We start from the raw sequence: 19113 nt of genomic DNA, 5'->3' as shown, positions 1-19113 counted from the left end.
GACACCGAGATCGCCGACGAGCTTCAGACTCTTCGTTCCCGCGCGTACGGTCCTTCGGCGGACATCGGCACGGACTCGGCCGCGCTACGGCGTCTTCGTGAACTGGAACGCCTCGTCAGAGTGCCCGCACCCGTCTCGCTAGACACGTCTGCGGCAGTCGACTCCTCGCTGTCCGCCGAGAATCAGGGACTCGCTGAGGCGCCGGACGCCGCGGCTCAGGTGAGCGAACATGACAGCACGGCCGCCCTCGACCCTGACCACTCGCAAACTGCCGATCCCGATGAACTTGTCGCCGATTCGTCGGCTGACGACACCGGTGAGCCCCGGCGGCGGCGGCTGTCGTGGCGTGTTCGACTGATGTGGGCGACCTCGATCGTCGCGGCGGCGGGCATCGCGACTGCTCTCACGTATGGGCTGCTCGCCATCTCCCCCGTATCGGTGTCAAGCGGCGCTCCCCAGATCGCAACGCTGCGTCCCGCACCGCGGGTTGAAGTCCCGCCCGGCTGGTTCGGCGCAGGACCAAGCTCCCGCGCGTGGGAGTTTCACGGGCTGACCCTGTTCGAGACCTCCAACGGAATGCTCGGARGCGCAGGTGATTGCTTCGCCGTCGTCACGACCGCGGCGATCCCCGCGGAACAGGAGATCGACCAGAACTCCTGGTCAATCTCAGGGCTCGCGTACACCGCGTGCCGCGTGGGAGCCTTTCCGGCCACCGTCGAGATGGTCGTCGACAGCAACGCCCCCGAGGAACTACGCGCTGCTTACCCGGACAGCGCCCTTCAATTCGTCAAGGCAGGCGAGCAGATCGGCGTTTTCCTGGACGAGGGCTAGGCAGCCACCCCACCAATCGAAGCCGCCCGCTGAGGGACCGGCAGAGGCCGGCACTCGGAGCTAGAGTCCCTCGTCTCGCTCTGTGAGATCCACGTAACTTTCGGGTTCCGAGATCGCATGTGCGGAGTCCTCGGGCGGCGGCGTCTGACCGATGCGCACAGCACCCGACTCTGCGACCCCGTGTTCAACGATCTCAACCGCGACGGAGTCCCAGCGGTAGACCTCGGTTCCGGGCGCCGGGTCCTGCGAGGTGATGTAGAAGAGCCCTGGCCACGCCAGCGCACCGATGGGTGGTCCGTCCGCGTCGGGGTTCGCCAGTGTTACACCGGCAGATGCAGCAACCTCTCGACCGATATGGAACGGCACGCCAACCACGTCAGGAACGATAACCCTGTCCGCAATTCGTTCGCTCATGAATGGAACGTACGCCGTAGCGCCGGGTGCGACCAGTGCGACTGAGGATCAGCTTCTGCTCGAGCTGTCGCATTGAGGGACCGGCTTGCGGGCGGCACGTCGGAGCATCACACATTGCCCAGAGATGGCGGCGCATCCCTGTTCACGTTCCCGATCTACTTGATCCGGTTCGACGAGATGGAAACCGCTGGCGCTACCGAATCTTGATGCGTTCCCGGCACATCCCCGGCACAAGCCCCTGGAACGCACTCGCGTTCGATTCGTCTCTGGACGTCGATGAGAGGTAGTTCAAGTGGGAGCCGGTGGTACAAAACCACATCCGACCAGGCGAAACGAAAAAACTCCCTCCTATAGAAGCCAGAAGAGGGTTTCAGTGGCTCCGACGGGCGTCGATCCCGTGACCTCACGATTTTCAATCGGTTAGACCTGGCGGGCCGAGACGGCCCGCGGATCGCCCTGGGTGCGAGAACACTACGGCGAGTCGACCCAGGCGGCAAGGTTCTCGACTGCGCGTCGTCCCTCTGCGGTGAGCACGTGGCGATAGGGATCGGATGCTTCGGGAGTGGTGTGCCCGCTTACTCCGGAGAACGCTGCCCAGGGTATGCCCGCGTGTTCCGAGAGGGTGACGTAGGAGTGCCGCAGCCAGTGTGTCGTGGCGGTGGGCCGGTCGACGCCGGCCTTTCGCAGGGCTGTACGCAGGTCCTCGTTGTCGTCGGTGTTCGTCTTCGGTGAGCCATCGGTGCGAGGCCACACCAACCCGTGCGGATTAGGCGAAGTGTCAGCGTCGGCCTGGATTCGCAGCTGCTCGATCATTGCGGTGGTGAGTGGGATCTCGCGCGCCACCGAGTTCTTCGGGCGCACCAGCACATGTCGGCCCTGAAGTGGTACCCACTCCAAGTCCGGGGCGAGCTCCAGCCGACGCTCGGGACAAGCGCCCGCGCGCTTGCGGCCGCACGAACCGCCGCAGCCATGAGTGAATTCCGCGTCGGTCAGTGACCACGACAAGCTGGCCACACCCTTTGCGAGGTCGATGTCCTCCCAGCGCAGCGCACGTGCCTCGCCGCTGCGCAGACCGGTGAGGAGCGCGACAGTCCATCGCGCGTCCGATAGCGCAAGTAGCGACCTGGCCTCATCGCGCGTCAAGGACGCTCGCACCTTGCCGGGACGCGTACGCCGTGGGGGTGTGAGCGCCGCGATGTTCTCCGCGATGACTCGTTCCGAGCGGGCGTACTCGAGCAGGGTGACGAGCGTTCGATGGGCTCCGGCGACGGTCGAGTCCGAGACGCCGCGTCTGCGCATCGCGCTGTGCATGCGACGAACGTCCACAGGAGTGAGGTCGGCCGCGATTCGGTCGCCCAGCGAAGGAAGAACGCTGGCCTTCAGTGCCGACCGATAGTTGGCGAGCGTGTGCGGCCTGGCGTGCTCGGCGACGTCTTCCAGCCACGCCGCCGCGAGCTCGCGGACTCTGGTAGAGCGATCGAGCACGATGCCCAGCGAGTCGCGCTCGCGAAGCATCATGTTGAGCTTCTTGACCGCGCCTTCCTTCGTCTTCGAGAAGCGCCCCTTCTGCAGGCGCGCGCCCGTCTCCGGGTCGAAGCCGACGTCGAGCACCGCTTTCCACATTCCGCGGGGCTCGACCCAGAACAGGGCGCCCTGCCCGTGTTCGCGAGCCTTTGGCATGCCCTGAATGTACTCGCTTTAGTGCACACATAGGTGCACACATAGCTGTGGCGTCACGTGGTGTGCTGTGGCGTGAGTCCCGCGGAATTCCGCGGTTTTGTGGAGGGGATGACGGGAATCGAACCCGCGCTATCAGCTTGGGAAGCTGAAGTTCTGCCATTGAACTACATCCCCGGCAGGCCTTTCGGCGCCCGGCAAGCATAACAAACGCGCACGAGCGGATGCCGCGCACCGCGCGCCGCGGCATCCGGAGCCCATAGGCTGAACGCGTGCTGCTCTCCGATCGTGACATCCGTGGCGAGGTCGATGCGCGGCGGATCGGGCTCGAGCCCTGGGAGCCCGGGATGGTGCAGCCGTCGAGCGTCGACGTGCGGCTCGACCGGTACTTCCGGCTGTTCGACAACCACAAGTACCCCTTCATCGATCCGGCCGTCGACCAGCCCGATCTGACCCACCTCATCGAGGTCGCGCCGGACGAGCCGTTCATCCTGCACCCCGGCGAATTCGCGCTCGGCTCGACGTTCGAACTCGTCTCGCTGCCCGATGACATCGCCGCGCGGCTGGAGGGCAAGTCGTCGCTCGGCCGGCTCGGCCTGCTGACGCACTCGACAGCAGGCTTCATCGATCCCGGCTTCTCGGGGCACGTCACGCTCGAGCTGTCGAATGTCGCGACATTGCCGATCAAGCTCTGGCCAGGGATGAAGATCGGCCAGCTCTGCTTCTTCCGGCTATCTTCCCCCGCCGAGGCGCCCTACGGCTCAGGCCCCTACGGCAACCGGTATCAGGGTCAGCGGGGGCCGACGGCGTCCCGCTCGGCGCAGAACTTCCACCGCACCGACGTCGGCATCTCAGACGCGGGGTCGCTCGGGCACTGACCCCTCGCGTCAGGCCTCGACGTCAGGCGCTCGCGGCGGTCGCCGGCGCTGCCACGCGTCGAGGATGTGCCGACGCATCGCCTGCTCGGCCGCGTCGGGATCGCCGGCGGCGATCGCGTCGTAGACCGCCTCGTGCTCGCCGAGGGTGATTTCGAGCTGGGTGCGCAGTGAATAACGGGTGCTCGCCAGCGCCTGGGCGAAGAGCGTCTTCACGATCGAATCCGCGAGCCGATTCTTCGCCATCTGACCCACGATGGAGTGGAAGACCACGTCCGCCTTGCCGAATTCCGCATGATCCTTGATCGTCTCGCGCATGAGCTGAAGGGCCGCGCCGAGGCGCTCGATGTCTTCGGGCGCGGGCTGGGTCGCGGCATCCCGTGCTGTCACCGCCTCCAGCGCGGCCCGCACGACGCTCAGATCGTCGAGCGTGCCGAGCGTTGCGTCGTTCGCGACAAGGGCAGCGAGCACGGTCTCGTCGACCATCTTCCACGAGGTGACGGGAGCCACTTGAGTTCCTCGCCCCTGTGCCACCGTCACGAGCCCCTTCTCCTCGACGCGCTTGACGGATTCGCGGATGACCGTGCGGCTGACGGCGAACTGCTCGCACAGCACGGACTCGGGTGGAAGCGTCGCACCCGGCGGCAGGTCGCCGCGGACGATCGCATCGACGAGCTCGGCGACGACCGTGACGCCGAGGCGGGGCGCCTTCTCGCGTGAGGAGATGGTCGGCACGCCCTGCCGATCGGGAATCATGGCGACAGCCTATCCATCGGGTTCTCCCTCGATCGCCTCATCGGATCATTGCTAATACATCATACGTGTGATGTAATAACAACCGCCCGACATCTGTCGTCAGTGACGCCGATCAGTAAGGATGCGCTATGTCACAGCAATCGTCCGCTTTCCGCCCCGCCATACGGGCACTCTCGGTGGTGGCAGCCACCACCGTCGGCCTCTTGGCATTCAGCGCCTGCTCCGGCAGCGATGGGGGCGGTGACAGCGCAGCCGACAGCGAGTACGGCTTCACGACCGCCGAACAGGTGAAGGACAGCCCCATCACCGTATGGGTGGATGCCGCGCGCGAGCCGGCCGTCACGGCTTTCAAGAAGGCCAACCCCGACGTCCCGATCGAGTTCGAGACCTACGACGGCAACGCCGGAGGCTCGGGGTCGTTCCAGAGCAAGATCACCCTCATGGACCAGGCCGGCGACGGCTGGCCGGACGTCGTCTTCTCGACTCAGCAGAATGACGCGATCTGGGCATCGAAGGACACGACGAACGGCGAGCAGGGTTTTGCGGCACCCCTGAACAAGGGCTTCCTCGACCAGGACTTCCTCGACGGCTTCATCCCGGGCGCGAACGGCATCACGACCATCGACGGCACGCAGTACGGGCTTCGCAACGACCTTGCGCAGACCGTCTTCTATTACAACCAGTCGCTGTTCGATGAGTTCGGCTACGACGTCCCGACCACGTGGGAGGAGTACGGCGAACTCGGCGACAAGCTCGCCGCCGAGCACCCCGGCTACATCCTCGGCAGCATGGGCGACTCGTTCATGACGTACGTCTACTACGGCGGATCCGAGTCGCCGGTGTTCCAGTCGCCTGAGGCTGACGTGTTCCACTCCGACACCTCGGATGAGAACGCCGTCAACATCTCGAAGATCATCGACGGGATGCTGGCGAACGGCACGCTGGTTCAGGACAGCTTCTTCAGCGCAGACTTCAACTCGAAGTACGCCGACAAGCTCGTCGGCGTCCCCGGGCCGGTCTGGTACACGGGTGCGATCTTCCAGGGCGGCCTCGCGGTTCCGGCCGGCCAGATCGGCGTCAGCGCCCCGCTCAAGTGGGACGGCGGAGACGTCGCCGCGGGCAACGTCGGCGGTGGCGTCTGGTACGCCTCCAGCCACTCCAAGAACCTCGCCGCGGTCAAGACCTTCCTCGAGTTCGTGACCAGCTCCGACGAGTTCCAGGTCGAGCTGTCGTCGGGCTACCCGGCATACGCCTCGGCCGCAGAAGGCTGGCTCGCCAAGCAGGCGGAGACCGGCTACTTCGTCAACGACGACTTCGAGCAGGTCATGACGGATGCCGCCGGCTCGGTGTGGGACGGCTGGAACGTCACGAGCTGGAGCCCCGAGACCGCGTGGGCGAAGGTCGTCATCCCGGCGATCGCCAAGGGCGACACCATCGAGTCCCTCCTGCCGGCATGGCAGAAGGAGCTCGAGAACGAAGCGACCGTGAACGGCTACACGGTCAAGTAAGTGACCGACACCGTCACCCTTGTCACGGCCTCCGGCGCCGGCCCTCGTGGCCGGCGCCGGGGCGCCCTGGCGCCGCGCAGAGCGGCCGGGCGCCACCAGGCGCGCTACGGCTATCTCTTCGTGTCCGGGTACACCCTCTTCCTCCTGGCGTTCGGGATCTTCCCCACGCTGTACGCGGTCTACCTCTCCTTCACGAAGAACGGCCAGTTCGCCGGGATCGACAATTTCGTCAAGGTCATCGGCGACTACCGCTTCCTCCCCGCCGTCGGTCACGTCGCGCTCTATGTGTTCTTCTGGCTGATCAGCCTCCTCGTGCTGGTCACGATCCTCGCGCTGGTCGTGCACGCGGTGCGCGTGCGCTGGCTGAGCAGCGCATCGCGCTTCCTCTTTTACATCCCCGGCGCGATCGCCGGCGCCTCGAGCGTGCTGCTGTGGCTGTTCGTCCTCGACCCGACCGTGAGCCCGGTCTCCGGCATCCTCCATGCGATGGGGTTCGAGAAGCTCGTCAACGTCGTGGCGGTCGAGAATCTCCCCGTCGTCTTCGCCGTGATCGCCTTCTGGGCCGGAGCGGGCGGCTGGATCGTGATCATGTACGGCGCGCTCAACAACGTGCCGGGTGAAGTGATGGAGGCGGCTCGCATCGACGGGGCAGGCGCGGTGAAGACCGCGTGGTACATCCAGCTGCCGATGCTCACCAAGTGGATCAGCTATATGGCGATCATGTCGCTGGCCGCTGGAGTGCAGCTGTTCGTCGAGCCCAAGGTGCTCTCGCAGGCGACGAAGGGCGTCGTTCCCGAGGACTACTCGCTGAACCAGCTGGCCTATCTCTACGCCTTCCGGCAGGGCGACTTCTCGGGCTCCGCCGCGATCTCGCTCATGCTCCTCGTCGTGGCGCTGGGTCTGTCCACCGTCTTCATCTTCCGCGGAAGGCTGTTCGAAAGTGACTGATACCGCCGTCCGTCGCGCCCGACCGGGCCTCACGCCCGGGCAGTGGGTGTCCCGAGTACTCGTCGTCGCCCTGCTCGTCGTGTTCGCGCTGTTCTTCCTCGTGCCGATCATCTGGCTCGTCCTCGCGCCGACCAAGAGCAACGACCAGCTGCTGCTGAACGGACCGTTCTCTTTCGGCTCGTTCGATCAGCTGGTCGCCAACTGGAACGAGCTGTTCGCGTTCGGCAGCGGGGTGTTCACCGTCTGGCTCGGCAACTCGGTGGTCTACTCGTTCTCGGCTCTCGCCTTGACGCTGCTCATCAGCATCCCGGCCGGATACGCGCTCGCGCTGGTCCAGTTCAAAGGCCGGCGCCTGCTGCTGGTGACCACCCTCATCGTGATGCTCATTCCGAACACGGCGCTGGTGCTGCCGATCTTCCTCGAGCTGAGCGCGGTGCGCCTCATCGGCAACCCGCTGGCCGTCATCCTCCCGTTCTCGTTCTTCCCGTTCGGCGTCTATCTCACGTACATCTACTTCTCGACGGCGGTGTCGCGCGACCTGCTCAACGCCGCACGCATCGATGGCGCGGGCGAACTGCGGGTCTTCACGAAGATCGCGATGCCGCTCGCGACCCCGGTGATCGCCCTCGTCGGCTTCTTCAGCTTCGTGGGCAACTGGAACAACTACTTCCTGCCGTTCCTGGTCGTCGGCGGCACGAAGATCCCGGTGCAGGTGGGTCTCGCGAACCTGCTGTCGAATGTGCCGGCGTTCAACCCCACGACCACGTCGAGCATCGTCATCCAGCTGCCCACGCTCGCCCTCGCGACCCTGCTGTCGGTGGCGCCGATCCTGATCATCTTCCTCTTCGCCCAGCGATTCCTCGTGGAGGGCATGACTGCCGGGGGGACCAAGGAATGAAGATCACCGGGTACCGCACACTGTCGACTCGGCACCAGTGGCGTCGAGCGGTCGGCGATGTCAACGGACACATCGAGGATGCCGTCACCGAGGTGCCGATCCTCATCATCGAGACCGACGAAGGGGTCGAGGGTGTCGGCATCGGGTCGCACGCCGACCTCGACCGGCTGTTTCCGGCGATCCTCGGCGAGGACCCGCGGGCCGTCTCGGCACTGTTCGATCGGATGCTCGCCGCGGTCTTCAAGTCGGGTCATGCCGGAGCCACGTACGGCGGGGTCGCGACGATCGACGCCGCGCTCTGGGACATCAAGGCCAAGCTCGCCGGCGAGCCGCTGTGGCGACTGCTCGGCGGCCGCGATCGATTCGTGCCGGCCTACGCGTCGGGGCTCGACATCGCGCTGAGCGACGAGGAGATCGCCACGTTCTACGGCGCATTCGCCGACCGCGGCTATGTCGCGGGCAAGCTCAAGGGCGGACTGGATCCGGATGCCGACCTCCGGCGCCTGCGCATCCTCGAGGAGGTGCTGGCCCGCAACACGTCGCGGCCCGGGCTCATGCTCGACGCGAACGAGTCGTGGCAGGTCAAGCAGGCCGTGCGCTACGTGAGTGCGCTCGAGGAGCACGTCGACCTGCTGTGGGTGGAGGAGCCGCTGCGTCGCTGGGACGCGGTGGGTCACGCCCGGCTGAGCGCCGGCATCCGCACCGCCGTCGCCACCGGCGAGAACCTCACCGGCGTCGATCAGTTCCGCCCCCTGTTCGATGCCGGCGCGCCCGACATCGTGCAGGCAGGGGCGGTCTGGGGCGTGACGCACATGCTGCGGCTCGCCACCGTCGCGGCCGCGCGCGACCTGCCGATCAGCCCGGTCGGCTACAACGCCAACCCCGCGGTGGCTGCGGCGATGACGGCCGTGCCGAACCACCTCACCACCGAGGTGCAGGCGCTCGACTTCGCACCAGGCGTGATCGTGGACCACGAGTTCGCCGACGGCGGCATCGTGATCGGCGACGAGCCAGGCGGCGGCATCCGCATCGACGAAGCCGCGATCTCAACGGCCGCCACGGCGGACGGATGGCGCAGCCCCGCCGGCCCGCACCACCGCCCGCAGYGTGCCGGCCTGCGGGTCGTGCTCGACGGTGTGGAGCGCTGATGGAGCTGCGGCCCGGCCTGCACCGGATTCAGGCGCCACTCGGCGAGCGCTTCGTCGCGCTGTACCTCTTCGTCGGCACCGAGTCGGCGCTGCTCGTCGACACCGGCATCCGCGAATCGATCACCGAGACGTTCCTGCCCTACCTCGAGAGCGCCGGCATCGACCCGGCGATCGTTCGATGGGCGGTGAACACGCACTGCGACTTCGATCACACCGGCGGCAACGGCGCCCTCAAGGCCGCCCTGCCGCACGTGCAGGTCATGGCGCACCGTCTCGACCAGGGGCTCACCGAGGACGTGCAGCGTCTCATCGACGAGCGGTACGGCGAGTTCCGCGACACCGACGGCTTCGACGACCCGCCGGAGACGACCGCGTACCTCCGGTCGGTGACCGATCTCGTGCCTCTGGATGTCGCGCTCGCAGGCGGCGAGGAGTTCGATCTGGGCGGGCGATCGGTGCGCGTGCTGCACGTTCCCGGCCACTCGCCCGGACATGTCGCGGTGTTCGATCCCGCGAACCGCGCGGTCGCGATCGGCGATGCGACGCTCGGCACGACAGTGCCGTTCGCGGACGGCCGCGCCGCCTTCCCGCCGACGTACCGGGATGTCGGGCCGTACCTCGCCTCGATCGAGGCGTTCCGCGCCCTCGACGTCGATCTGGTGCTCACCGCCCACTATCCGATCTACGAGGGACCGGCCGCGGCCGCGTTCCTCGACGAGAGCGAGCGCTACACGCACGAGATCGACGAGGTGCTGACGGACCTGCTCGCGCACGCCGACAGCGGGCTCACGACCCTCGAACTCGTCCGGGCCGCCGGTGCACGGCTCGGCCCCTGGGCCCCTGGCGCGCTCGACTATGCCGTCTTCCCGGTGACCGGCAACCTCGAGCGGATGCGCGACGCGGGCGCGGTGCGTGAAGAGGTGGGACGCCGCGGACGGCGGCGCTGGAGCAGGGTGGCCACCGCGTGAGTCGCGTGCGGATCGGTGCCGTCGGCGCCGGGTGGTGGGCGACGAGCAACCACTTCCCGATCCTCGCGGGGCGAGCGGATGTCGAGCTCGTCGGCGTGTGCGGCAAGGGGCCGTCGCTCGATGTGGTGCAGCGGCAGTTCGGCTTCGGCATGGCGACCGAGGACTACGACGAGCTGCTCGACCAGAACCTCGATGCGGTCATCATCACGACACCGCACGACCTGCACTACGACAACGCGGTCGCCGCCATCGAGCGGGGCCTGCACGTTCAGGTCGAGAAGCCGACGACCCTCGAGCCGCGCGCCGCGTGGGACCTCGTCGAACGGGTGGAGCGCAAAGGCGTGCATTTCCTCGTGCCCTACGGCTGGAACTACAAGGACTTCACGGTGCACGCGCACCGGCTGCTTGCCGACGGTCTGATCGGCGACATCCAGCACGTCCTCTGCCACATGGCATCGCCGACCCGTGGGCTGTTCGCCGGCGACCCGGCCGACATCATGCAGCTGTGGGACTCCGAGACGGGTTCGGCGCCCGACGTCTCCACGTGGCAGTCCCCCGCCCGCGGCGGCGGCTACGCGCACGGCCAGATCACCCACTCCAGCGCCCTGCTGTTCTCCCTCACCGGACTGCGGGCCGCGACCGTGGCCGGGCGCGTGTCGCTCGGCGGCGCTGCCGTCGACCTCTTCGACGCGGGCGTCATCACGTTCGAGGGCGGCGCGCTCGGCGCCCTTTCCGGTGCCGCAACACTTCCCGACGGCGAGCCGTACCAGGTCGACATCCGCCTGTTCGGCACCGAAGGCGTGCTCATGCTCGACACCGAACGCGAGCGCATGTGGCTGCACCGCTACGACGGCGTGCGGGAGGAGCTCGCGATCGAGCCCGGCGCCGGCGCTTACGAGTGCATCGCGCCGCCGAACCGCTTCATCGACCTGATCACCGGCGTGAGCGACGAGAACAACTCCGACGCGCGGGTGGCCGCCCGTTCCGTCGAGCTGATCGACGCCCTGCTGCGCTCGTCGGCGCAGGGCGGCGCGACCGTCGCCATCGCCCCCGACCCGAAGGACATCCCGTGACCGACACTCCCGCAGTGCTGAGCGGCTACCGCGTGCTCGACTGCTCCATTGCGATGGCAGGACCCTTCGCGGCCCAGCGCCTCGGCGACCTCGGCGCCGACGTGATCAAGATCGAGCCGACCGCCGGCGAATGGCAGCGCTTCGCCGCCGCAGGCGGGGCGGCGGGCAACGAGATCAACGTGTCGTTCCTCTCGCTGAACCGCAACAAGCGCTCGGTCGCCCTCGACCTGAAGAGCGCCGAGGGCAAGGCCGCGCTGCGCACCCTGGTGGCCACCGCCGACGTCTTCCTGCAGAACTACCGGCCCGGCGTGGCTGCGAGGCTCGGCGTGGACTACGAGTCGCTCCGCGCGATCAACCCGAAGATCGTCTATGTCTCGATCTCGGGCTACGGCGAAGACGGCCCCTACCGCGACCGGCCCGGCCAGGACCTGCTCGTGCAGGCCATGTCGGGTGCGATGCTCTCGCACGGCCGCGCCGGCGACGCGCCGGCCCCTGCCGGGCAGTACCTGGCCGATGCCGTCACCGCGTCGACCGCATTCGAGGGAGTGCTCGCGGCGCTGCTGCACCGGGAGCGCACCGGCGAGGGCCAGCTGGTGACGGTGAACATGCTGGACGCCGTCACAACCCTGCAGATGCAGGAGCTCTCGGTGTTCACGGTCGGCGGCAAACCCCAGCAGCGCAGCGAGGAGCCGCACGCCCACGTGTACATCCGCGCGCCATATGGGGTCTTCCGCACGAGCGACGGCTTCCTCGCGCTCGCGTTCGCCGACCCCGAGCAGCTCGGTCGTCTCATCGGAGAGCCCGCCTTCGAGGGCTGGGCGGCCGAAGTCGAGGGATGGACCAAGCGCGACGAGCTGTCGTCGCTGGTGCAGGCAAAGCTGCTGGAGCGGCCGACCGAGCACTGGCTCGAGACGCTGGGCGGCGCCGGGATGTGGGTCGRACCGGTCTACGGGTACGAAGAGCTCGTCGCCGACCCGCAGATCATCCACAACGGCACGTTCGTCGAGTACGACCACCCGACCGAGGGGCACGTGAAGACGCCGGGCTTCCCGTACCGCTTCAGCAGAACGCCCCCGCGTGTCGATCGCGGTGCTCCGCTCGTCGGAGAGCACACGCGCGRGGTGCTCGCCGAAGCGGGATATGCGCCCGCCGCCATAGATGATCTGATCGCCAGTGGCGCGGCGGCAGCCCCGGCGGCGATCGGGGTGGCGAAGTGAGCGACGAAGGGGTGCTGGTGGAGGTCGAGGGCGCGGTCGCGCTCATCACCATCGACCGACCCGCGAAGCTCAACTCGGTGACTCAGGAGATGTCGGACCGCCTGGTCGAAGTGATCGAGGCGCTCAACGATGACGATGCCGTTCGCGTCGTCATCCTGACCGGTGCGGGCGAGCGCTCGTTCTGCGCGGGCAGCGACATCCGCACGCTCGACAAGTACGCGACCCCGTGGGACTTTCGCAACCGCACCGACTACTGCGACGCCATTCGCGCGTGCCGCAAGCCCGTGATCGCGGCGGTGAACGGCTACGCGTTCGGCGGAGGCCTGGAGACGGCGCTGAGCTGCGACATCCGTCTCTCCTCATCGACCGCCACGTTCGCCGCCCCCGAGATCACCCTCGGCTGGATCGGAGGGGGCGGGATGGCGGCATTCCTGGCTGCGTCGATCGGCCCGAGCAATGCTGCCGTGATGCTCATGACCGGGCAGCCCATCGACGCCGCGACGGCGCTGCGCTGGGGACTGGTGAGCGAGGTGACCGAGCCGGGCGAGCTGCTGCCGCGCGCTCGCGCGCTCGCCGAGGTGATCGCATCCCGGCCGCCGATCGCGGCCGAAACAGCCAAGGCCAACCTGCACGCTGCGGCGAACATGCCGCAGGAGGCCGCGATCCGCTACGAGCGCGACCTGCAGACGGTGACGTTCGCGACCGAGGATGCCCACGAAGGTCGCGCGGCGTTCGCCGAGAAGCGGCCCGGCGTCTTCCACCGCCGTTGACCATGCTTCGCGACCTTTCCGAGATGAGGAGCGTATGACGCGCCTGCACACCACCGACACCGACTCCCTGCTCCCCGACGACGGCACGACGGGCGTGCTCGTCGGCCGGGCGTGGGATCCCGCCGTGGGCGGCCCGAGCGTCGTCGCCATCCGCGCCGAGGGCGTGGTGGATCTGAGCGCGAGCTTCGCCACCATGCGCGCGGTGACCGAGACGCCAGACCCGGCGGCGGTGGTGGCCGCGGCATCCGGTCCCCTGCTCGGATCGCTCGATCAACTGCTCGCGAACACCGCACCCGACACGCGCGATCTCGGGCGGCCGTGGCTGCTCTCGCCCATCGATCTGCAGGTGGTCAAGGCCGCGGGGGTCACGTTCCCCATCTCGATGCTGGAGCGGATCATCGAGGAGCGCGCACGCGGAGAGATGGATGCCGCGCTCGGCATACGCGCCGAGATCACCGAGGCGCTCGGGGGCGAACTGGACACCCTCGTGCCCGGGTCGCCCGAAGCCGCGCGCGTCAAGGCGGCGCTGATCGAACGAGGACTGTGGAGCCAGTACCTCGAGGTCGGCATCGGGCCCGACGCCGAGGTCTTCACGAAGGCGCCCGTGCTGGCGTCGGTCGGCACCGCCGTCGACGTCGGCGTRCACTCGTCGTCGCAGTGGAACAACCCGGAGCCGGAGATCGTGCTCGTCGTCTCGTCGCGCGGCGAAGTGGTCGGCGCGGCGCTCGGCAACGACGTCAATCTGCGCGACATCGAGGGCCGCTCGGCGCTGCTGCTCCCCAAGGCCAAGGACAACAACGGCTCGGCGGCCATCGGACCGTTCCTGCGGCTGTTCGACGCCTCGTACGGGATCGAGGATGTGCGCACGGCGGTCGTGACCCTCGCGGTGGAGGGTGCCGATGGCTTCTCGATGGTGGGGCAGAGCCCGCTCTCGGCCATCGCTCGGGATCCGCTCGACATCGTCGCCCAGGTCATCGGCGATCATCATCAGTACCCCGACGGTTTCGTGCTGTTCCTCGGGACGCTCTTCGCACCGGTGGACGACCGCGACGAGCCAGGCCGGGGGTTCACCCATCACCTCGACGACATCGTGCGGATCGCCGAACCCCGGCTCGGCGCCCTCACCAACCGGGTGCGGTTCAGCGAGCAGATCGAGCCGTGGACGTTCGGCATCGCCGCGCTGTTCGAGAATCTCGCGAAGCGGAGCCTGCTCCGATGACGCTGACGACCACCGATCCGCGCACGGGTGAGACGCGCGCCACCGACATCGAGGCCTCCACCGACGCGGATGTCGCTGCCATCGTCGGCGCGGCGGCCGTGGCGTTCGACGACCTGCGCTGGACGAGCCGCGCGTGGCGGTCAGGGCTCCTGGAGGCCCTGGCCACGGCCCTCGAAGATCATCGCGACGAGCTCGTGGCGATCGCGGATCGGGAGACCGGACTCGGCGTCGCGCGCCTGACCGGCGAGGTCGGCCGCTCGGCCTTCCAGTTCCGGCTGTTCGCCGAAGCCCTGCGCGACGGCGGCTACCTCGAGGCCACCATCGATCACGCCGGCGACACTCCGATCGGGCCGGGGCCGGACCTCCGGCGCATGCTGATCCCGATCGGGCCCATCGCCGTGTTCGGCTCGAGCAACTTCCCGTTCGCGTTCTCCGTTGCAGGCGGCGACACCGCCTCTGCGCTCGCCGCCGGAAACGCGGTAGTCGTCAAGGCTCATGGCTCACACCCCGAGACCTCCGCGGCCACCCATGCGGCCCTGTCCGCCGCGGCGCGGGCACACGGCGCACCCGCGGGCGCGCTCGGCATCGTCTTCGGCACCGGCGCGGGCCGCGCACTCGTTGCCGACGCACGCATCGCCGCGGTGGGCTTCACCGGATCCCTCGACGGCGGTCGCGCGCTGCTCGCGATCATCGAGCAGCGACCCGAGCCGATTCCGTTCTACGGCGAGCTCAGCAGCCTGAACCCACTCGTCGTGACGCCCGGTGCCGCGCGGGAGCGGGGCGACGCGATCGCCGAGGCGCTCTTTGGGTCCTTCACCCTCGGCTCGGGCCAGTTCTGCACCAAGCCGGGCGTCGCGTTCGTGCCGTACGGCGATGGAGACGCCATCGTCGCCGGGCTGGCGCAGCGGGCTGCCGCCGCGCCGCCTCAGGTGCTCCTCAACGCGCGGATCGGCGCATCTTTCGGAGAGATCCGGGCTCGGCTCGTCGAACACGGCCGCGCCAGGGTGATCGGGCTGGGCGAGGACGACGGGGCGCAGGGGTTCCGCGCGTCGCCCACGGTGCTGGAGATCGATGCGGCGGATGTCACCCCTGAGGTGACCGAAGAGGCCTTCGGTCCGCTCATCGTCGTGGCGCGCTACCGGGACGTCGCCGATGTCCTGCGCGCCCTCGACGCCGTGCCCGACTCGCTCACCGCGACGATCCACTCCCAGCCCGGCGAAGCCGTGCTGACCGATGAACTCGTCCGTGAGCTCGTCCCCCGTGCCGGCCGCATCGTCTTCAACGGCTACCCCACCGGCGTGCGCGTGGCGTGGGCTCAGCACCACGGCGGCACCTGGCCATCGACGAACTCGCAGCACACCTCGGTGGGCGTGAGCGCCATCCGCCGGTTCCTGCGCCCGGTCGCCTACCAGGATGCGCCTGCGCACGCGCTGCCCGAAGAGCTCCGCGACGGCGCGAGCGACATCCCTCGCCGCATCGACGGCGTGCTGACGCTGCCATCCGCCTAGCCACTCACCCGCAACACAGAGGGAAACAACACGGTGACTACAGTCCTCCGAGGCATCACGTGGGAGCACGCCCGCGGCTACGGCAGCGTGGCAGCCGCGGCCACGACTTACCGCACTGTCGCGCCCGACGTCGAGGTCCGCTGGGACCAGCGCTCGCTCCAGGCGTTCGCCGATCAGCCGCTCGAATCCCTCGTCGAGGAGTACGACCTGCTGGTCATCGACCATCCGCACATCCCGTTCGCGGCCGAGAACGGCCTGTTCGCACGTCTCGACGGTGCCGGGCACGATGACGAACTCGCCGTGCTGGCGAAGCAGTCCGTGGGCGCATCTCATGCGACGTACGCGCACGCGGGCGGCCAGTGGGGGCTGGCGACGGATGCCGCGGCCCAGGTCGCGGCCTATCGCGCGGATCTGCTGCCCGAGCCGCCCCGCGGCTGGGCGGGCGTCTTCGCCCTGGCAGAACAGGGGCGCGTGCTGTGGCCGCACAAGCCCGTCGACTCGTTCTCGAGCCTCGTGACGGTCGCGTCCGGCAATGGCGAGGAGCCGATGCGTACGCCCGGCGTCTTCCTCAGCGCCGATGGACTCGCCGAGGCGATGGAGACGCTGCGCCGGCTGGCCGCGCTCGTCCCCGCCGAGAACAGCACGTGGAACCCGATCCAGACGGCGGATGCGCTGAGCACGGGTGACCGGTTCGCCTACGCGCCCCTGCTGTACGGCTACAACAATTACAGCCGCGCCGGCTTCCGGTCGCATCGCCTCACCTACACCGACATCCCGTCCTCGCGCGAGGGCGTACGGGGCTCGATCCTCGGCGGTGCCGGCATCGCGGTCTCGGCGTTGACGAAGCATGCCGACCAGGCGATCGCCTACGCCTTCTGGCTCGACTCGGCAGAGGTGCAGCAGGGTGTCTACTACGACGGGGGAGGTCAGCCCGGCAACGCCGTGGCGTGGGACAGCGACCGCACCAACGCCGACTCACTCGACTTCTTCCGCGGCACGCGGGCAACGCTCGAGGGTGCGTACGTGCGGCCGAGGTTCGTCCACTACATCGAGCTGCAGAATGCGCTCTCCGAATTCGTGACCGAGGCGCTGCTGGGCCGTCTCACCGACGACCAGCTGCGTGGGCGCCTCGACGAAGGCGTCGAGGAGTGGCTGGTCGATCCACGCGCCGGCGCAGGCGCGGCGGAGAGTGGCGGGCTCTGAGAGGGCTTGCYCAGACGCCGGTGACGAGGTTGAGTGACGTGTCCCGCAGGCGAGCAGCGTTGCGCCCGTAGGCAGCGCGCGCGGTTGCGTGCGGCCGGCGCGGTGGTCTGCCAGCGCGTCGGCGAGTCCGTCGAGGCGCAGCAGCGACCCCGGCTCGCGCCGGGCATCGGTCGAGGTCACGACCCGCCCGGAGGCATTGACGATCGTCGCCGCGCCGCCGCTCGAGCGCAGCACCGGCAGCAGTTCATGCTCGAGGCGGTCGACCAGGGCATCGATGCCGACGACCCCGATCATGCGCCCCTCGTGCATGACCGGCGTCGTGATCGTGACGGCGTAGTCGTCGGTGCAGACATAGTCGACGTACGGGCCGGTGAGGTGGCGTGCGGTGGTGCGGGCCGGCACGCGCCACCATTCGAGCGCGGTGTAGTCGCGGAACTGCTCGTGCGCGGGGTCGTCGATGGTCGCGAGCCGGCGGGGCGCATCCTGTCCCTGCAGCCACCACGCCAGATGCCACTCGGCGTCGGCGAGCGCCCCCGGTGCGGCGACGAATCCGGCCCCGGTGATCAGCTCATCTGCTTCGAGCGCGGGCACGGCGAAGGACTCGACGACGGGGTCGATGAATCCCGCGGTCAGCGGCTCGCCCGCAGACAACTGAGCCGCGAGCGCGTCGCGCCAGCCGTCGATCGTGGCGAAGAGGGCATCGAAGGTGTCGGCGACCGAGGTGGCCACGCCGATCGCAGAGGTGCTGATCGTGACGCTCATTCGGATTCCTTTCGGCGGGAGACGGATGCCGCGTCGGCGACGATCAGAGCGGCTCTTTCCAGTCGCGCCCGTTCGTCGATGAGCCACTCGAACGCACCGGTCACGTGGGCTATGGTCTCCCGGCGAGCAGTGTCGGGGTCGACGTCGCGGATCGCCCGGATCACGTGGAGCCGCGCGGATCTGCTGCGGTCACGGTACTCCTGCTCGCGCAGGCAGAGCCAGAGCAGCGGCCCGGCCTCGCCCTGCAGCCGGATCTCCTCGTGCACAAGCCGCGGGGATTGACTGATCGCGGCGACCTCGAGCTGGAAGCGACTGACCGCGCGTCGCGCACCTCCGGCGGTCGTGAGGTCGGCCTGCTCGTCGATGGCCACCAGGGCCTCGAGGTCGTCCTCGGTCGCACGGTCCGCGGCGCCTTCGGCCGCGGTGCCGGCGATGGCGCCCACGTGGAGGGTGAGATCGCGCAGCTCGATGCGGCTGTGCCCCCGAAGCCGGGACTCCAGCATCCGTCCCGCGCTCTCGCGGTCGTAGGTGACGAAGCTGCCGCCGTCGCGGCCGCGCCGGGTGCGCACCAGGCCCTTGTCGCGCATGCCCTCGAGCGCCTCGCGCGCGGTGACGAGTGCGACGCCGAGACTGCGGGAGAGGTCGGACTCGCTGGGCAGACGTTCGCCGTCGCGCAGAACTCCGCTGACGATCGCGTCGGTCAGCCGCTGCTCGACCAGCTCGGCCCGGCCGGTGCCATCCAGGGGCGCGAACACGACGGCGCGCGCGGCGTCGACTCGTCCTGTCGCGTGCGGCATGGCGGATCTCTCCCAGATGCGGAGCGATCGGGAAGGTCCTCCTCCCCAACCGTGACACGACCGTAACACGGTCGCCACCCTTTTGACATATGGATCCATATGATTAAATTTGCTTCGACAATCGAAGGAGATCGTCTATGAACGACCTGCAGCCTGCCATCCGGCTGAACGGCCTCACCAAAGAGTTCGGAGCGGTGACCGCCGTCGACCACGTCGACCTCGAGATCGCTGCCGGCGAGTTCTTCTCCATGCTCGGACCGTCCGGGTCGGGCAAGACCACGGTGCTGCGCCTCATCGCCGGTTTCGAGCAGCCGAGCGCCGGAACCATCGAGCYCTTCGGCCAGGACGTGACCAAGAAGGCCCCGTTCGATCGCGACGTCAACACGGTCTTCCAGGACTATGCGCTCTTCCCGCACATGTCCGTGCTCGACAACGTCGCGTACGGACTGCGCGTCCGGGGCGTCGGACGCGCAGAACGCCGCGAGCGGGCGATGAAGGCTCTCGAGGCCGTGCGACTCGAGCAGATGGCCGCGCGCAAGCC

At 68.5% G+C, this 19113-nt stretch carries 18 protein-coding genes, 1 tRNA gene and 1 pseudogene; 14 read left to right on the top strand and 6 right to left on the bottom strand.

Going from position 1 to position 19113, the window contains the following annotated elements:
• A partial coding sequence (locus tag AC1DVT_RS08110) for a hypothetical protein (protein ID WP_477388032.1) occupies window positions 1-831 on the top strand: 831 nt, incomplete at its 5' end.
• A gap of 60 nt (window positions 832-891) precedes the next feature.
• Here AC1DVT_RS08110 and AC1DVT_RS08105 read toward each other — a convergent pair.
• The 3 genes from AC1DVT_RS08105 to AC1DVT_RS08095 form a co-directional block, all read right to left on the bottom strand.
• A complete protein-coding gene (locus AC1DVT_RS08105; RefSeq protein ID WP_477388030.1) occupies window positions 892-1245 on the bottom strand; it encodes a hypothetical protein in 354 nt (117 codons plus the stop codon).
• Window positions 1246-1716: 471 nt separating this feature from the next.
• A complete protein-coding gene (locus AC1DVT_RS08100; protein ID WP_477388028.1) occupies window positions 1717-2925 on the bottom strand; it encodes a tyrosine-type recombinase/integrase in 1209 nt (402 codons plus the stop codon).
• A 100-nt stretch (window positions 2926-3025) separates the two neighbouring features.
• Window positions 3026-3099, bottom strand: a tRNA-Gly gene (locus tag AC1DVT_RS08095).
• 95 nt (window positions 3100-3194) lie between these two features.
• Here AC1DVT_RS08095 and dcd point away from each other — a divergent pair.
• Window positions 3195-3800 (top strand): dCTP deaminase, encoded by a 606-nt coding sequence (dcd, locus tag AC1DVT_RS08090; RefSeq protein ID WP_477388026.1) that lies wholly within the window; start codon window positions 3195-3197, stop codon window positions 3798-3800.
• A 9-nt stretch (window positions 3801-3809) separates the two neighbouring features.
• On the opposite strand, the gene AC1DVT_RS08085 is transcribed toward dcd, so the two are convergent.
• The gene (locus AC1DVT_RS08085) at window positions 3810-4553 is read right to left on the bottom strand and encodes a FadR/GntR family transcriptional regulator (protein WP_457099643.1); all 744 of its coding nucleotides are present in this window, start codon (window positions 4551-4553) and stop codon (window positions 3810-3812) included.
• A gap of 128 nt (window positions 4554-4681) precedes the next feature.
• Here AC1DVT_RS08085 and AC1DVT_RS08080 point away from each other — a divergent pair, with 128 nt between their 5' ends.
• From AC1DVT_RS08080 to AC1DVT_RS08030, 11 genes are read left to right on the top strand one after another with little or no spacing between them, the layout of a single operon-like run.
• A complete protein-coding gene (locus AC1DVT_RS08080; protein WP_457099642.1) occupies window positions 4682-6061 on the top strand; it encodes an ABC transporter substrate-binding protein in 1380 nt (459 codons plus the stop codon).
• On the top strand, window positions 6062-7009 hold the full coding sequence (locus AC1DVT_RS08075; protein WP_477388023.1) for a carbohydrate ABC transporter permease: 948 nt from the start codon (window positions 6062-6064) through the stop codon (window positions 7007-7009).
• Window positions 7002-7907, top strand: coding sequence for a carbohydrate ABC transporter permease (locus AC1DVT_RS08070; protein ID WP_457099640.1), 906 nt, complete (start codon window positions 7002-7004; stop codon window positions 7905-7907). Before AC1DVT_RS08075 ends, AC1DVT_RS08070 begins: the two co-directional genes overlap by 8 nt.
• A complete protein-coding gene (locus tag AC1DVT_RS08065) occupies window positions 7904-9055 on the top strand; it encodes a mandelate racemase/muconate lactonizing enzyme family protein (protein WP_477388021.1) in 1152 nt (383 codons plus the stop codon). Before AC1DVT_RS08070 ends, AC1DVT_RS08065 begins: the two co-directional genes overlap by 4 nt.
• Window positions 9055-10023: an MBL fold metallo-hydrolase gene (locus AC1DVT_RS08060; protein ID WP_477388019.1), complete on the top strand. Its 969-nt coding sequence runs from the start codon at window positions 9055-9057 to the stop codon at window positions 10021-10023. Before AC1DVT_RS08065 ends, AC1DVT_RS08060 begins: the two co-directional genes overlap by 1 nt.
• Window positions 10020-11096: a Gfo/Idh/MocA family protein gene (locus AC1DVT_RS08055; protein ID WP_477388018.1), complete on the top strand. Its 1077-nt coding sequence runs from the start codon at window positions 10020-10022 to the stop codon at window positions 11094-11096. The genes AC1DVT_RS08060 and AC1DVT_RS08055 overlap by 4 nt, the downstream gene beginning before the upstream one ends.
• Window positions 11093-12313: a CaiB/BaiF CoA transferase family protein gene (locus AC1DVT_RS08050; protein WP_477388016.1), complete on the top strand. Its 1221-nt coding sequence runs from the start codon at window positions 11093-11095 to the stop codon at window positions 12311-12313. The genes AC1DVT_RS08055 and AC1DVT_RS08050 overlap by 4 nt, the downstream gene beginning before the upstream one ends.
• Window positions 12310-13083, top strand: a complete 774-nt coding sequence (locus AC1DVT_RS08045) for an enoyl-CoA hydratase/isomerase family protein (protein ID WP_477388014.1) — start codon at window positions 12310-12312, stop codon at window positions 13081-13083. Before AC1DVT_RS08050 ends, AC1DVT_RS08045 begins: the two co-directional genes overlap by 4 nt.
• A gap of 34 nt (window positions 13084-13117) precedes the next feature.
• Window positions 13118-14302, top strand: a complete 1185-nt coding sequence (locus AC1DVT_RS08040; RefSeq protein WP_477388012.1) for a fumarylacetoacetate hydrolase family protein — start codon at window positions 13118-13120, stop codon at window positions 14300-14302.
• Entirely contained in the window at window positions 14299-15810 is a 1512-nt protein-coding gene (locus AC1DVT_RS08035; RefSeq protein WP_477388010.1) for an aldehyde dehydrogenase (NADP(+)), read from the top strand. The genes AC1DVT_RS08040 and AC1DVT_RS08035 overlap by 4 nt, the downstream gene beginning before the upstream one ends.
• 33 nt (window positions 15811-15843) lie before the next feature.
• The gene (locus tag AC1DVT_RS08030) at window positions 15844-17013 is read left to right on the top strand and encodes an extracellular solute-binding protein (RefSeq protein ID WP_477388008.1); all 1170 of its coding nucleotides are present in this window, start codon (window positions 15844-15846) and stop codon (window positions 17011-17013) included.
• Window positions 17014-17277: 264 nt separating this feature from the next.
• Here the strand turns inward: AC1DVT_RS08030 and AC1DVT_RS08025 are convergent.
• Together AC1DVT_RS08025 and AC1DVT_RS08020 are read right to left on the bottom strand one after the other, a co-directional pair.
• Window positions 17278-17775, bottom strand: a pseudogene (locus AC1DVT_RS08025) (cache domain-containing protein); the annotation flags it as partial.
• Window positions 17772-18572, bottom strand: coding sequence for a FadR/GntR family transcriptional regulator (locus tag AC1DVT_RS08020; protein WP_457099630.1), 801 nt, complete (start codon window positions 18570-18572; stop codon window positions 17772-17774). The pseudogene AC1DVT_RS08025 and the gene AC1DVT_RS08020, both read right to left, overlap by 4 nt.
• Before the next feature lie 137 nt (window positions 18573-18709).
• Here AC1DVT_RS08020 and AC1DVT_RS08015 point away from each other — a divergent pair.
• Window positions 18710-19113 (top strand): ABC transporter ATP-binding protein (locus AC1DVT_RS08015; RefSeq protein WP_477388006.1); only part of this gene is annotated, 404 nt, incomplete at its 3' end.

The sequence above is a fragment of the Microbacterium sp. P2_F9 genome, from assembly GCF_056403635.1.
The sequence above is the reverse complement of the archived record's forward strand: the minus strand, read 5'-3'. Positions and strand labels throughout refer to the sequence as shown.

Excerpts from the sequence above, each read along its gene's own strand:
- AC1DVT_RS08085 (WP_457099643.1), bottom strand. The coding sequence starts at position 4,553 with ATGATTCCCGATCGGCAGGGCGTGCCGACCATCTCCTCACGCGAGAAG.
- AC1DVT_RS08060 (WP_477388019.1), top strand. The coding sequence starts at position 9,055 with ATGGAGCTGCGGCCCGGCCTGCACCGGATTCAGGCGCCACTCGGCGAG.
- AC1DVT_RS08100 (WP_477388028.1), bottom strand. The coding sequence starts at position 2,925 with ATGCCAAAGGCTCGCGAACACGGGCAGGGCGCCCTGTTCTGGGTCGAG.
- AC1DVT_RS08080 (WP_457099642.1), top strand. The coding sequence starts at position 4,682 with ATGTCACAGCAATCGTCCGCTTTCCGCCCCGCCATACGGGCACTCTCG.
- AC1DVT_RS08020 (WP_457099630.1), bottom strand. The coding sequence starts at position 18,572 with ATGCCGCACGCGACAGGACGAGTCGACGCCGCGCGCGCCGTCGTGTTC.
- AC1DVT_RS08105 (WP_477388030.1), bottom strand. The coding sequence starts at position 1,245 with ATGAGCGAACGAATTGCGGACAGGGTTATCGTTCCTGACGTGGTTGGC.
- AC1DVT_RS08035 (WP_477388010.1), top strand. The coding sequence starts at position 14,299 with ATGACGCTGACGACCACCGATCCGCGCACGGGTGAGACGCGCGCCACC.